At 60.6% G+C, this 12567-nt stretch carries 16 protein-coding genes; 5 read left to right on the top strand and 11 right to left on the bottom strand.

Features of this window, described 5'->3' with window-relative positions; all coding sequences use genetic code 11:
- Window positions 1-8: 8 nt before the first annotated feature.
- From arsK to G9X67_RS10275, 7 genes are read right to left on the bottom strand one after another with little or no spacing between them, the layout of a single operon-like run.
- Window positions 9-1244 carry an arsenite efflux MFS transporter ArsK gene (gene arsK / locus G9X67_RS10245; protein ID WP_171598624.1) on the bottom strand — a complete coding sequence of 412 codons (1236 nt, stop codon included), beginning with the start codon at window positions 1242-1244 and terminating at the stop codon, window positions 9-11.
- Entirely contained in the window at window positions 1241-1966 is a 726-nt protein-coding gene (arsH, locus tag G9X67_RS10250) for an arsenical resistance protein ArsH (RefSeq protein WP_171598625.1), read from the bottom strand. Before arsH ends, arsK begins: the two co-directional genes overlap by 4 nt.
- Window positions 1941-2369, bottom strand: a complete 429-nt coding sequence (gene arsC / locus G9X67_RS10255; protein WP_138329099.1) for an arsenate reductase (glutaredoxin) — start codon at window positions 2367-2369, stop codon at window positions 1941-1943. The genes arsH and arsC overlap by 26 nt, the downstream gene beginning before the upstream one ends.
- Window positions 2366-3073 carry an MIP/aquaporin family protein gene (locus G9X67_RS10260; RefSeq protein WP_138329100.1) on the bottom strand — a complete coding sequence of 236 codons (708 nt, stop codon included), beginning with the start codon at window positions 3071-3073 and terminating at the stop codon, window positions 2366-2368. Before G9X67_RS10260 ends, arsC begins: the two co-directional genes overlap by 4 nt.
- Window positions 3070-3513, bottom strand: coding sequence for an arsenic resistance N-acetyltransferase ArsN2 (arsN2, locus tag G9X67_RS10265; RefSeq protein ID WP_138329101.1), 444 nt, complete (start codon window positions 3511-3513; stop codon window positions 3070-3072). The genes G9X67_RS10260 and arsN2 overlap by 4 nt, the downstream gene beginning before the upstream one ends.
- A complete protein-coding gene (locus G9X67_RS10270; RefSeq protein WP_171598626.1) occupies window positions 3513-4043 on the bottom strand; it encodes an arsenate reductase ArsC in 531 nt (176 codons plus the stop codon). Before G9X67_RS10270 ends, arsN2 begins: the two co-directional genes overlap by 1 nt.
- The gene (locus G9X67_RS10275; RefSeq protein WP_003540616.1) at window positions 4040-4396 is read right to left on the bottom strand and encodes a metalloregulator ArsR/SmtB family transcription factor; all 357 of its coding nucleotides are present in this window, start codon (window positions 4394-4396) and stop codon (window positions 4040-4042) included. Before G9X67_RS10275 ends, G9X67_RS10270 begins: the two co-directional genes overlap by 4 nt.
- Before the next feature lie 42 nt (window positions 4397-4438).
- On the opposite strand from G9X67_RS10275, the gene G9X67_RS10280 reads away from it, so the two are divergent.
- The 3 genes from G9X67_RS10280 to G9X67_RS10290 all read left to right on the top strand — a co-directional run bounded on the left by G9X67_RS10280 (window position 4439) and on the right by G9X67_RS10290 (window position 6234).
- Complete coding sequence (locus G9X67_RS10280; protein ID WP_138329102.1) at window positions 4439-4963, top strand: DUF6428 family protein; 525 nt, start codon at window positions 4439-4441, stop codon at window positions 4961-4963.
- Between the two features lie 133 nt (window positions 4964-5096).
- Window positions 5097-5600 carry a DinB family protein gene (locus G9X67_RS10285; RefSeq protein WP_138329103.1) on the top strand — a complete coding sequence of 168 codons (504 nt, stop codon included), beginning with the start codon at window positions 5097-5099 and terminating at the stop codon, window positions 5598-5600.
- Between the two features lie 19 nt (window positions 5601-5619).
- Window positions 5620-6234, top strand: coding sequence for a TetR/AcrR family transcriptional regulator (locus G9X67_RS10290; RefSeq protein ID WP_171598627.1), 615 nt, complete (start codon window positions 5620-5622; stop codon window positions 6232-6234).
- On the opposite strand, the gene G9X67_RS10295 is transcribed toward G9X67_RS10290, so the two are convergent.
- Entirely contained in the window at window positions 6220-7203 is a 984-nt protein-coding gene (locus G9X67_RS10295; RefSeq protein WP_138387442.1) for a squalene cyclase, read from the bottom strand. The genes G9X67_RS10290 and G9X67_RS10295 overlap by 15 nt on opposite strands.
- A gap of 347 nt (window positions 7204-7550) precedes the next feature.
- Between G9X67_RS10295 and G9X67_RS10300 the strand changes: the two genes are divergently transcribed.
- Window positions 7551-8381: a response regulator gene (locus G9X67_RS10300; RefSeq protein WP_003540610.1), complete on the top strand. Its 831-nt coding sequence runs from the start codon at window positions 7551-7553 to the stop codon at window positions 8379-8381.
- A gap of 186 nt (window positions 8382-8567) precedes the next feature.
- Entirely contained in the window at window positions 8568-9899 is a 1332-nt protein-coding gene (locus tag G9X67_RS10305; protein ID WP_003540608.1) for a diguanylate cyclase, read from the top strand.
- Between the two features lie 141 nt (window positions 9900-10040).
- On the opposite strand, the gene G9X67_RS35420 is transcribed toward G9X67_RS10305, so the two are convergent.
- From G9X67_RS35420 to G9X67_RS10320, 3 genes are all read right to left on the bottom strand, one after another.
- Window positions 10041-11060 (bottom strand): GlxA family transcriptional regulator, encoded by a 1020-nt coding sequence (locus G9X67_RS35420; RefSeq protein ID WP_003540607.1) that lies wholly within the window; start codon window positions 11058-11060, stop codon window positions 10041-10043.
- Window positions 11061-11354: 294 nt separating this feature from the next.
- Window positions 11355-11555 carry a hypothetical protein gene (locus G9X67_RS10315; RefSeq protein ID WP_026157393.1) on the bottom strand — a complete coding sequence of 67 codons (201 nt, stop codon included), beginning with the start codon at window positions 11553-11555 and terminating at the stop codon, window positions 11355-11357.
- Window positions 11556-11887: 332 nt separating this feature from the next.
- Entirely contained in the window at window positions 11888-12535 is a 648-nt protein-coding gene (locus G9X67_RS10320) for a MarC family protein (RefSeq protein WP_138329108.1), read from the bottom strand.
- Window positions 12536-12567: the final 32 nt, after the last annotated feature.

The raw sequence follows: 12567 nt of genomic DNA on the forward strand, positions 1-12567 counted from the left end.
TAATGCGCTCAAGCTTCTCGGGGATGGGGAACAGTTTCCGGCCGGGCAACCGGGCGCGTCAGCCGCATAATGGCGAAGAATGCGGCTACGGCGACGGTGCTGAGCAATGCAGCGATCGACAGCGACCACGATACGCCGAGATTACCCATCAGGAAGGCGAGCGCGAACGGCGCCATCGAGGAGACGACGAGACGGACTGACATGATTTGTCCTTGCCGCCGGCCGTAGCCATCGCTTCCGAAGAGCGCGAGCGGCAAGGTTCCGTAGACGATGCTGTTAAGGCCAGAGCCGAGGCCGAAGACGACGGCGAAGACCAGCGCGCCCGGCACCGAGGGTGCGGTGGCGATAAGGATGACAAGGGCTGCCGGCAGCAGGATGGCGCAGATGATGGCCAGCATCACTTGCGACAAGCTCTCGCCGAAGACCATGTTGATGAGGCGGCTCAGCACCTGTGACGGACCGAAGAGCGTCCCGACCACCACTGCCATGGCGCCGAGGCCGAGTGCCGACATGACAGGCACCATGTGAACCAGAAGTGCCGAGTTCACGAAGCTTTCCAAAGCAAAGCCCGTCACCATCAGGATAAAGGCCGGCCTGCGCACCGACGGCGGAAGGCTCGGCTCGACGCGTTTTGCGGTTTCGTGTGCATGTCGTCTCTTGGTTTGGCTGACGCCATGGGAGAGCCAAGCATGAATGGGAAGGCAGACGACGAGATTGAGCGCGGCGAAGATCAGATAGACGTTCTGCCATGAGAGATGCGCATGCAGCGCCGTGGTGATCGGCCAGAAGATGGTCGAGGCGAAGCCGGCGATCAGCGTCAGGTAGGTGATGCTGCGCTGTGCGACCTGCGGCCTGATCTGCACGAGCAGGGCGAAGGCTGCGCCATATTGCACCAGGTTCGAGGCGATCTCGATGCCGATCAATGCCGCGACGAAAGCGATCTTTCCCGGCGCGAAGGCGCAGGCGACGAGGGCGGCGGCGGCAATCGCCGAGCCTGATGTCATGATCCTGCCGGCGCCGAAGCGATCGATCCACGTGCCGATGAGAGGTGCGGCCAGACCGCCGATCAGAAGGGCCGCGGAGAGCGCGCCGAAGATCCATTCCGATGACCAGCCCAGATCACGGGCCATGTCAGGGGCGAGGATGCTGAAGCTGTAATAGAGCGATCCATAACCGATGATCTGCGTGAGCCCGAGCGCGGCGATGGCGGCTACCGGCGGTCGTTCGGTGCTGACAATTGTCATAGGGATCTGAGGCTCACGCGCTGTTCGAGCTTTTCGGCTTCTTCTTTCCGTTCGCTGTAGCGGTCGGTCAGATAGTTCGAGGCATCACGGGTCAGCAGCGTGAACTTCACCAGTTCCTCGCAGACGTCGACGACGCGGTCGTAATAGGATGAGGGTTTCATACGGCCGTCCGCGTCGAATTCCTGGAAAGCTTTGGCGACCGAGGACTGATTGGGGATAGTGATCATCCGCATCCAACGGCCAAGAATGCGGAGCTGGCTTATCGCATTGAAGGACTGGGAGCCGCCGGAGACCTGCATCACCGCCAGCGTCTTGCCTTGCGTCGGCCGGACCGAGCCGACCGACAATGGAATCCAGTCGATCTGCGCTTTCATGATGCCGGTCATCGCGCCATGACGTTCGGGGCTGACCCATACCTGGCCTTCAGACCATGCCGACAATTCACGCAGCTCCTGAACTTTTGGGTGGCTCGCCGGCGCCGCATCAGGCAGCGGCAGACCTTCCGGATTGAAGATGCGCACTTCGCAGCCGAAATATTCGAGCAGCCGCGCGGCCTCCTGTGCGAGGAAGCGGCTGTAGGACACTGCTCGCAGGGAGCCATAAAGGATCAAGATGCGCGGCTTGTGCGTCGAGAACGCCGGCCTGAGCGCGTCCATATCCGGTTGATGCAGATGCATCGGCGATACGGCAGGCAGATCAGACAATGCGCTTGCCTCCGGCATCGAGCACTTTCTCGCCGTCCTCCTTGGTGAAGGCGCCCTGATGCGTCTCCGGCAGGATTTCGAGGACAAGTTCCGACGGCCGCGACAGGCGCGTGCCGAGCGGCGTGATGACGAAGGGCCGGTTGATCAGGATCGGATCTTTCAGCATCGCGTCGAGCAATTGCTCGTCGGTAAGATCAGGGTTGTCGAGGCCGAGCTCCGCATAGGGCGTGCCCTTTTCGCGGATCGCCTCGCGAACGCTCAAACCTGCATCCGCAATCACCTTGATTAGCTGCTCGCGCGACGGCGGGTTTTTCATATATTCGATAACGTTCGGCTCAATGCCGGCGTTCTGGATCATCGCAAGCGTGTTGCGCGAAGTGCCGCATTCGGGGTTGTGATAGATCGTAACATCTATGGTCATGAGGCGGATTCCGTCTTGGTGAGGGTTTCAGGATCGCGGGCTTCCATCAGCAGCCATCCCGCAAGGATCAGCGCCAGCAAGGCGCCGAGGACTTCAGCGGCTATAAAGCCCGGTAGATCGATCGCGCGGATGCCGGAAAAGGTGTGCGTCAGCGATCGAGCAATCGCGACGGCGGGATTGGCAAAGGACGTGGAGGCGGTGAACCAATAGGCGGCGGTGATATAAAGGCCGACCAGCCATGCCACGGCATCGGCGCGATAGCGCACACCGGCTAAGATGACGAAGACGAGGCCGAAGGTTGCCGTCACTTCAGAGAGCCATTGCGCGCCGCCGGTGCGCACGGTTTCCGAGGCCTGCAGCACGGGAAGGGCGAACATCGCATGAGCGAGCATCGTCCCGGCAATGCCGCCGACGATCTGCGCCGCGATATAGGCGGGAAGGGAGGAGGCAGGCAGTTCGCGCCGGAGCGCAAACACCAGCGACACGACTGGATTGAAATGAGCCCCGGAAATCGGGCCTAAGATCGTGATCAGGACGACGAGGATTGCCCCCGTTGCCAGCGTATTGCCGAGCAGCGCAAGCGCCGTATCGTCCGTCAGGCTATCCGCCATGATGCCCGAGCCGACGACGGTTGCTACGAGCAGCATCGTGCCGAGCGCTTCGGCGACCAGTCGTCGAGACGGGGGGAACACCGGCGCGCTCATGCCGGCAGGCTCCGGACCATCAGGGCGGCCGATGCCGGGCACAGGCTTGCGGCCTGCCGCGTCGTCAGAATCTCGGCCGGCGCTTCATCGCGGGCGATCGAACGAAAACCGAGCGATTGAAAGAAGGGGGCGGCTGTTTCTGTCAACAGATAGGCGGCAGTTGCGCCTTTCCTTTGGGCCTGATCGAGCAGGCCACGGGTGATCGCATGGCCGAAGCCAAAACCTTGCTGATCGGACAGCACGACAATGGAACGCAGGAGTACAGTCTCGCCATAGAGTTCCAGCCCGCCGAAGCCGACCGTCTCGCCGCCACGTGAAAACCGATAGAAGCTTCGGCCGGCGTCTGTGAGGTCATCGACCGGAAGCCCGGCGCCTGCGAGCGCGCCGCGAAGTCTGTCGTCGTGCCCTTCCAAGGCCTGCTGGTTCAATTCGAAACCCATCAGCTCGCCTTGGGCTGTTTAATGCTGGCGCCTTCCATTGTGCCGATCTGGCGCAGGTGCGATTCCAGGGCGAGCTTGTCGATCGAGGAAAGAGGCAGGCTCAAAAAGGCGCTGATCCGGTTCTTGAGGAAGCGGGCGGCCTGCGCGAAAGCGCGGCCTTTGTCGACTTCGCTGCCCTCGACGACAGCGGGGTCCTCGACGCCCCAATGGGCGGTCATCGGATGACCGATCCAGACGGGACAAGCCTCGCCGGCAGCGCTGTCGCAAACCGTAAAGATGAAGTCCATCTCCGGAGCGCCCGGTTCGGCGAATTCGTCCCAGCTCTTCGAGCGGAAACCGACTGTTGGGTAGTCCTGCGCTGCAAGCTCCTTCAGCGCATAGGGATTGACTTCACCCTTCGGCTGACTGCCGGCCGAATAGGCCTTGAATCGACCCTTGCCTTCGGTCTCCAGGATGGATTCCGCCAGGATCGAGCGGGCAGAATTGCCCGTGCAGAGAAAGAGCACATTGTAAACGCGGTCAGGGGTCATTGCAGTTTCTCCTTCATTTTAGGGGTACAGCAGGCCGCAACCTCCGCGGCAGGTGCGCAGATTTCCGGATGCCCGGAACAGCAATCTTCCATCAGGAAGCGAACCAAGCCGCCAAGCGCCTCGTAGTTCGCGGTGTAAATGATCGACCGGGATTCACGCTGCTGCGCGATCAGGCCCGACCGTTCGAGCTCCTTCAGGTGGAAGGAGATATTAGAGGGCGAGACCTCCGCCTTTTCAGCGATCGCGCCTGCCGCCATGCCGTCGGGACCCGAAACTACGAGCATGCGGACGATGTGAAGGCGGGTTTCCTGCGAGAGCGCGCCGAATGCGATGAGGGCTTGACGTTGATCCATATTTCAATAATCCTTGAATCATTGAAACGAGGATTAGCGCAAATGAACGTCATCGACAACAGCAAAATTCAAGAGAACGACATCGATCTCGGCCTGCTGCTCAGTGTGCTTACCGGCGCCAAGGATTCTCCGCTGATTTTCTATTATGACGGCAAGGCGGTGAAGCCTGGCTATCATGTCACCGAGGTCAAGGCGGGCCAATTCTCAGGCCTGGATTGCGGCGCCAATCCCGAAGCGTGGGCGGAAATCTTCATCCAGCTCTGGGATATCGAGGAAGCCGACCGCACGCATATGCCGGCCGGCAAGTTCCATGCAATCATCCGCAAGGTTTCCGATCATGTGCAACTGGATGGTTCGGCGAAGCTGACCTTCGAAGTCAGCGACGGCGTGCGGCCAATGCAGCTTTATTGCGCGGCGATGCCGGTTCTTCGCGCCGGCGCCGTCCATGTTACGCTTTCGCCGCGGCCGGCAAGCTGCAAGCCGCGCGATCGCTGGCTGGCAGAGGAAAACAGCAGGGCGGCGGCCTGCTGCGGGCCACAAGCGGCAGCGAGCGGCTGCTGTGCGTAACGACACATAAGATCGCGCGGCAGGGCAGAGTGGCAGAGAGATCGGAAGTGTGTTGACTGACCACCAGTCAGTGATGTAGATGGAGGCTGCCGGTGTTATGCCGGCGGCATCCAGTTCACATCCGGAGATCGCCATGAGCGCGCAGACACTGTTGAACTCTCTGTTCCAATACAAAGCCAGCGTCGACGACGAGCTTCTCGATGCCTTGAACGCGCTCGGGGTGGAGGCGCGATCCGACGAGTTCCGATCGGCCCTTCGCGTCCTCAATCACGCCCATCTCGTCGATCGGATCTTCGCCGCCAATCTTCAACGGCTGGATCACTCCTATGCGGCGAGCTGGAGCAGCGAAGTGCCGGCTTTGGCGCAGTTGTCCTTCGATATCCAAGATACGGACCGTTGGTATATCGATTACACCTCGCGTATAACGCCCGAGGAAATGGAGGAGGTCGTCGACTTCACCTTCACCGATGGCGGACGCGGACGCATGTCCCGCGAGGAGATGCTGGCCCATGTGGTGACGCATGCCGGCTATCATCGCGGCGAAGTCGGTCGTCTGCTGCCTGAGATCGAGAGCACCGCAATGCGCGACGTGTTTACCGGCTACCTGCACAGGACCGATCCCACGCGCCGCCAATGAGAGTGGACTAGTCCTGCCGATGCCGGCCAATCCTGTTTCAAAACCGAGAACCAAACCCCCCGAAGAGCGGCGTGACGAGCTCATGACCGCGGCCGAGCGGCTGTTTCTGGAAAAGGGCCTGGAGCAGACCACGATCGAGGAGATCACGACCGGGGCGGGGGTCGCCAAGGGCACGTTCTACCTGCACTTCTCCTCGAAGGCTGATGTTCTTCAGGCACTGCGCGCCCGTTTCGTGCAGGGTGTGCTGGATGGCATCATCGTGGCGGTCGAAGGACGGAGGCAAGAGGATTGGTGCGGGAAGCTGGCGGCCTGGTCGACGGCATGCGCCACCGGCTATCTCGACGCGGCTGGGCTGCATCATCTCGCCTTCGTGGCAGCCCCTCCCGCAACAAAGGAGGGGCTTTCGCGCAACATCCTGATTGATCATCTGACCGAATTGCTTGCCGCCGGTGCTGGCGAGAATGCCTGGTCGGTCATTGATCCCGGCTTTACGGCGGTGTTTCTGTTCAACGCCCTGCACGGTGTGGTCAATCAGCCCGGCATCGCGGAGACACCGTCCGATCGTGCCGAATTGCTGGGCGCTATCGAGGCGCATTTCCTGCGCTCGCTGGATTTGCCGTTAGGCATTGATTGAGGGCCGGGCATTCCACCATCTGAGCACCCGCATCGCCCGGAGCGTCACCCACCGTGAGGGCTTGCCTTGCCCGTCATCGACCTCGAACCACACCCGACCGGCAGGGCTCTCGTCGAGCGGCCAACTGCCGTCCTGCAAGCGTCTGAAACGCAGGTGCTCGATCGCCACGCCGAGGCGCGGATCGGGATCGGCGCCGGTCAGGATCGCGCTGGCGCGGAAATAGTCGAGCGCGCGCAAAATGTCGTAGCGCCACCGGTTCGGATGCGGGAAGCGCAGGAAGCGTTCGTCGGCCGGCTCGCCGGTGCCAAGGCGGCGGAAGAGGTTGCGGGCCAGCAGAAACTCCTCACCCGTCCTGCGCGCCTCTCGAGACTGATGCGTGCCGCCGGTCGATCTCTGGTATTCCAGCAAACCTTCCAGCACATTGATGGTGCTGGCGAAAGACGAGCGGACGGAGCCATTGATCCGCTCGCAGTTCCAGCCACCGTCCTCGAGACGCTCGCCGGCCAGCCTGTCGACGATGGGTGAGACGTCGATCCCGAAATAGGCGCCATCGGCAACGGTGCGGCCGTTGATGCACTCTTCGACTTCGCCTTCCCAATAGGGCTGGCCGCCTTCTTCCCAACGGGCGTTGGCGCCGATCAATTTGACGGTGCGCTTGGCGCAATCGCAGGCGGGATCGAGACCGAATTCGCGCAATTGCGACAGCGAGAAGGTCGTGGCCGTCCACGGCTGGCCATGCTCCTTCCACTCGCGCGGGTCGAAACCGGCGGGCAGGAAGGCGCCGCCTGCCCATTGCCCGTCCTCGTCCTGGCAGGAGAGCAGCCTTGCGCCCCAGCCCTCGGTCTCGACTTTGGCCCGCTCAGTCATCCACTCCCGCTCCGGAGCATCGAGCAGGTCACGCATCACCTGCCATCGGATCGACGGGTCGGAGTCGAGAAGCCATGCGATTACCGGGTCGGATTGGATCATGGGCGAACCTGTCGGCGGGTCGGGGTCGATGGCTCGTTTATAATTGCTTCGGCCGAGCGGTGCCAGCCGGGTGGGCTCGTCGGCAGCCGTATTGCGCCAAGGAAGGCACGAAGCTGAAGATCAAAACCTCGGTTCGACCTATAATGCGACGGTTGTCGGCGAAAGCCTTTTCGATGCCGAGAATGCGGCGCTTCGCGCCCGATTTCTTAATCATATCCGCAAAGAAGTCGGAGGCAGCCCGATCGGGCCGCCTCTTCATTTATATCCAGGCGCGTCGATTAATAATTACTCAAATCAATTGATGTATCAGTTTGATCCGGGGACAGATTTTACATCAAAGGTTTGCTATGGCGTTTCTAGGTATTTCGGGGATGCAATATTCCGGGGAAATGTTTGCGGGTGCGCGTATTATTGTCGCGGAAGATTCCAACGTATTCACCTCGATGATCAGCAAACGCCTCAAGGAGCTGTTCGACATCGATGTCGAGATCTGCCGCAGCTTCGAGGATCTGCAGGTTTCCTACGACAAGTCTTCCGATCCGATCACGCTGGCGATCTCGAACATCAACCTGCCCGGCGCCGAAAACGGCGAAGCGCTGGAATATCTGGTCGATCTCTCCATCCCGACCATCGTTTTCACCGGCACCTTCCATGAAAACATGCGCGACAAGCTGATGGCCAAGGATATCGTCGACTATATCCTCAAGGACAATATCTTCGCCGTCGATCTCCTGGCGGAATCGATATGCCGCTTCCTCACCAATCATCGCCACCACGTGCTGATCGTCGACGATAGCGCGACCGCGCGGGCTTTGCTGTCGAGCCGGCTGAAGCGCTACAATTTCCGTGTCAGCGTCGCCGAGAGTGGCGGCAAGGCGCTGGAGATCCTGAAGGCCAACCGCGATATCGGCCTTGTTATCACCGACTACAACATGCCCGACATCGATGGCTTCGAACTGACGCGGCGCATCCGCGCCAGTATCGGCTCGCACGAACTGCGCATCATCGGCGTTTCCTCCTCTTCGAACCGGCTGCTTTCGGCACGATTCCTGAAGGCCGGCGGCAATGATTTCATGCTGCGTCCCTTCATCGACGAGGAGTTCTACTGCCGCGTCAACCAGAACCTCGATACGCTGCTGCAAATTCAATCGATGCGCAAGGAACGGGCGGTTGCCTGACGGCCCTTCCAGTATCGATGTCGCCAGGGGCGCGGAAGTGACGGTCGGGGACAGTCGTCGAATTTTTGCAATTACAAGTAATAGCGCCATTATTTGTCCCCTTCACGCGCACCGGCCTCTCGGTTATCGTTCCCGCCGGGGAGAGGGCCGAGTCGCGCCCGTCAGACGCATGGGGGAGTAGCGGCTGTGGCTTTTCAAGCGGATTTTCAGCGGGATGGCATCGGGTTACGCTCCGGCGGGCTTAAAATACTTCTGGTTGAAGATTCCCGGATGTTTTCCGCGGTGCTCTGTCACCGGTTCCAGACGGAACTCGGCCTTGCCGTCAAATCCTGCCCGTCGCTGAAGGCTCTTCGCAAGGAACTTGCCGACGACGCTCACGGCTACACCATGGCCGTCGTCGATCTCAACCTGCCGGATTCGCCCTATGGTGAAGCGCTCGACTGCACGATCGAGCACGATATCCCGGCGATCGTCTTCACCGCGACATTCGATCTCAACACGCGCAACAAGATCATGGAGCGCAATGTCATCGATTACGTGCTGAAGGACAATGAATTCGCGCTCGACAATCTGGTCGCCACCGTCCGGCGGGCGATCTCCAACCGCAAGACGCGGGTGCTCGTCGTTGACGATGTCGTCTCGGCGCGCCAGGTGCTCGTCGACCTCCTGAAGGCACAACAATATCTCGTCGTCGAGGCAAATTCGGGGCTCGAGGCGCTGGCAGCGCTCGAGGCCTACAGCGATATCGAGCTCGTCGTCACCGATCATCACATGCCCGATATGAGCGGCTACGAGCTGACGCGGCGCATCCGCCATCGTTTCGGTTCGGACAGGCTGCGCGTCATCGGCGTTTCCTCCTCCAATGACCGCATGCTTTCGGCAAGTTTCCTCAAGGCCGGCGCCAGCGATTTCGTCTATAGGCCCTTCGTCGCCGAGGAGCTGCAATGCCGCATCGCCAACAATGCCGAAACGCTGGCGCAGATGCGGCAGCTGAGGGCGGCGGCGGCGTGCGACTATCTGACCGGCCTCTATAACCGCCGCTATTTCTACGACAACGGCCCGAAGCTGGTGAACGAGTGCCTGCGGCTGAAAGTGCCGAGCTCCGTCGCCATTCTCGATATCGACCATTTCAAGCGGTTGAACGATACCTATGGCCACGAGATCGGCGACAAGGTGCTGAAGGCTGTCGCAAACAGGCTGTTCACGATCTTCGAGGGCAGCGACAATCTTCTCTCGCGGCTCGGGGGTGAGGAATTCGCCATCCTCTTCCCGCAGATGGATTCGGCAGCCGCGACCAAGCTCTGCGACGAGATCCGCTCGGACATTTCGCGGCTGAAGGTCACGGCCGACGACGAGGAACTCGGCGTCACGATCTCGATCGGCATCGCCGAGATCGCCGGTTACGAAACCTTCGAGAATTACCTCAACGCCGCCGACCAGTTTCTCTACATGGCCAAACACAGGGGCCGCAACCAGGTCTATTCCGATGCCAAGATGACGGAAGAGGCGGCGCAATAGCGCCTCTGAGGCGGGGCCAAGCCGCCGCCCTTAATCTCAGGCGGCGACGATCTTTTGCGTCAGGCGAGATCAGCTTTTCAATGTCTCAATCGGCGACGGCTGTCTTATTGGTCTCAAGCGGCGACGGCCCGTCTTATTGTCTCAAGCGGCGACCGCCTGGCGCGCGGTCGCCATGGTCATCTTGCGCTCGGCGCGCTCCTGCTGCGGCGAGCGATGGTAGAGTTCGCGATAACACTTCGAGAAATGCGAGGCCGAGACGAAGCCGCAGGCGACGGCGACCTCGACGACCGGCATCGAGGACTGCACCAGAAGGTGGCGCGCACGGTCGAGGCGGATTTCCAGATAGTAGCGGGCCGGCGAGCGGCCCATCTCCTGGCGGAACAGCCGTTCGATCTGGCGGCGCGAGAGGCCGGCGCCGTCGGCGATCTCGATCAGCGACAGCGGCTCGGCGAGATTGCCTTCCATCAGCTCGATGATCGACAGCACCTTGGCGTTCTGCACGCCGAGGCGGGCGCGCAGCGGCAGACGCTGGCGGTCGTGCGGATTGCGCACGCGGTCCGTCAGGTGCTGCTCGCAGATACGGTTGACAAGGCTTTCGCCGAAATCTTCGCCGACGAGGTTCAGCATCATGTCGAGCGAGGCGGTACCGCCGGCGCAGGTGTAGAGATTGCCGTCGATCTCGTAGAGATCGGCATAGACCTCCGCCTGCGGGAAGGCTTCCGAAAAGCCCGGCAGGTTTTCCCAGTGGATGGCGCAGCGCTTGCCGTTCAGGAGACCGGCCTGGGCAAGCACATGCGCGCCCGTACAGAGGCTGCCGACGGCGACGCCGCGATTGTAGCATTCACGCAGCCAGGCATTGACAGACTTGTTGTTAAACTGCTCGACATCGATGCCGGAACAGACGAGCACCATGCCCGGCCGGTTTTCGCCGCCAAGATGACGGCGCTCCTCGGCGAGCGAGGAATTGGCCTCGACGCCGATGCCGCAGGAGGAATAGACCTTTTCTCCATCGACGGAGGTCAGCCGCCAGGTATAGGCCTGATAGCCGAGCATGCGATTGGCGATGCGCAAGGTGTCCACGGCCGCCGAAAAGGGCAGCATGGTGAATTGCGGTACCATAAAGAAGACTACCGAACGCTTCTTGATCTGCATCCTGTTCATAGCGAAATCCATGCTCGAGGGGCGATGGCACATTCGTTGCGCGGAATGCGTCGCGCCGATGTCCTGAAAGCGACACTGGCATGGAAAAATGCGGCCGGGAAGAGCAAATATGCGACATCGCCGGCGATTTGGCCGATCAAACCGCCGGAATGGCCGTGGGCAGGCAGAAGGCAGGCTGATAGGCGGCTGGAATTTAATGTTGAAAATGGCTTAGGAATGGATGGTCAGACCACGAAAAAGGCGGCGTTGCACGAGGCAGGCGCCGCCCTTATCTTGGGAGGAATGTCGCATTCATTACATGGTCCGGTGTTTGTTGTCGTCCGTGCTCGGCCAGCCGATGTCCTTGCGAATGTCGAAGGGCATGGCTTCGATTTCGCGGGCCGTCTGCCAGCGCGTCCAGGCGAGCACAAGCTTACGGGCATAATGTGCCAGGTCGAAGCGGCTTTCGCTGGAGGTGAGGGACTTACCACCACCGCGATAGGTGAGCGTGGTCATTTTCCGGTTCCTTTCTTGGGTCAGGGACATGGTCGTCAATGGGAGGTTCGTCCATGTCCATGATCACAATATGGGCCTTGGAAACCCATCATTCAAACGAATAGAACTTATGGATAACATCAGAGATATTGAATGATCGTCGTGCGCCCGGCGGCTATCGGTGAACACGTTTTGCAGTCTTTTCACCGACCTTAATCCCCGGGCTTTCCACGCAGGGGGATAGCAAATCCGCAGCTGAGCATGTCGCCGAAAACCGAGCGGCTTTCGGCGCTGTCTCTTTGATAAATCCGGGTTCAGATTTTTGGACTGGCCCGGCCGCAAGTCATCCTCATCTAATGTGCCGCAGTTGGGGTGATGATGCCAAGATTTCCAAGCCCGGCGACGATCAACTGGACGGCGACTGCGGTCAGCAGAATGCCGAAGACGACCTCTGAAACGATCATGGTGACTGGCTTCATACGCTTGGCGAGCTTGTCGATGTTGGTGAACACCAGATAGTCGAACGCGCCAACGATCAGGATCAGAGCGGTGACAAGTATCGCGCTGGCGATCGAGACGACTTCGCCGGAGGCGATGATGATGACCGTGATGCCGACAGGATTGAGCAGGTAGGGAACCGCGAGCGGAAATACGGCCAGCTTATCGGGATCGACGGGAGCCGCAAAGTCGTCGTGCGGCTTCTCTGTCGGTCCTGATGCCATCTTGATCGCGATCAGCGCGAGGATGATGCCGCCGGCGACGGCGACCGCGCCGCCCGTGATATGGAGAAGCCGCATCAGCAGAGCGCCGGTGGCGAAAAGGATCAGCGCCGTGACGACGGCGATCAGAACCATCTGGCGGCCAATGCGCACCTTGGTTTCGGTATCGAAGGCGTGGGTCTTTTCCAGAAACGGCACCAGGGCGATCTTCGGCCCCATGCCGATCAGAAGCAGCAGCAGAAGTTTTCCGACGAGTGCGGTGTCGATGACTGTGAAATCCATGGAACGTACCCTCTAAAATTTGTGATGCGAAA

It is taken from the genome of Rhizobium sp. WYCCWR 11152 (genome assembly GCF_013087615.1).
Classification (GTDB): domain Bacteria; phylum Pseudomonadota; class Alphaproteobacteria; order Rhizobiales; family Rhizobiaceae; genus Rhizobium; species Rhizobium indicum.

Coding starts and splice junctions, on each gene's coding strand:
- arsK (WP_171598624.1), bottom strand. CDS start 1,244: ATGACAATTGTCAGCACCGAACGACCGCCGGTAGCCGCCATCGCCGCG.
- arsH (WP_171598625.1), bottom strand. CDS start 1,966: ATGCCGGAGGCAAGCGCATTGTCTGATCTGCCTGCCGTATCGCCGATG.
- arsC (WP_138329099.1), bottom strand. CDS start 2,369: ATGACCATAGATGTTACGATCTATCACAACCCCGAATGCGGCACTTCG.
- G9X67_RS10260 (WP_138329100.1), bottom strand. CDS start 3,073: ATGAGCGCGCCGGTGTTCCCCCCGTCTCGACGACTGGTCGCCGAAGCG.
- arsN2 (WP_138329101.1), bottom strand. CDS start 3,513: ATGGGTTTCGAATTGAACCAGCAGGCCTTGGAAGGGCACGACGACAGA.
- G9X67_RS10270 (WP_171598626.1), bottom strand. CDS start 4,043: ATGACCCCTGACCGCGTTTACAATGTGCTCTTTCTCTGCACGGGCAAT.
- G9X67_RS10275 (WP_003540616.1), bottom strand. CDS start 4,396: ATGGATCAACGTCAAGCCCTCATCGCATTCGGCGCGCTCTCGCAGGAA.
- G9X67_RS10280 (WP_138329102.1), top strand. CDS start 4,439: ATGAACGTCATCGACAACAGCAAAATTCAAGAGAACGACATCGATCTC.
- G9X67_RS10285 (WP_138329103.1), top strand. CDS start 5,097: ATGAGCGCGCAGACACTGTTGAACTCTCTGTTCCAATACAAAGCCAGC.
- G9X67_RS10290 (WP_171598627.1), top strand. CDS start 5,620: ATGCCGGCCAATCCTGTTTCAAAACCGAGAACCAAACCCCCCGAAGAG.
- G9X67_RS10295 (WP_138387442.1), bottom strand. CDS start 7,203: ATGATCCAATCCGACCCGGTAATCGCATGGCTTCTCGACTCCGACCCG.
- G9X67_RS10300 (WP_003540610.1), top strand. CDS start 7,551: ATGGCGTTTCTAGGTATTTCGGGGATGCAATATTCCGGGGAAATGTTT.
- G9X67_RS35420 (WP_003540607.1), bottom strand. CDS start 11,060: ATGAACAGGATGCAGATCAAGAAGCGTTCGGTAGTCTTCTTTATGGTA.
- G9X67_RS10315 (WP_026157393.1), bottom strand. CDS start 11,555: ATGACCACGCTCACCTATCGCGGTGGTGGTAAGTCCCTCACCTCCAGC.
- G9X67_RS10320 (WP_138329108.1), bottom strand. CDS start 12,535: ATGGATTTCACAGTCATCGACACCGCACTCGTCGGAAAACTTCTGCTG.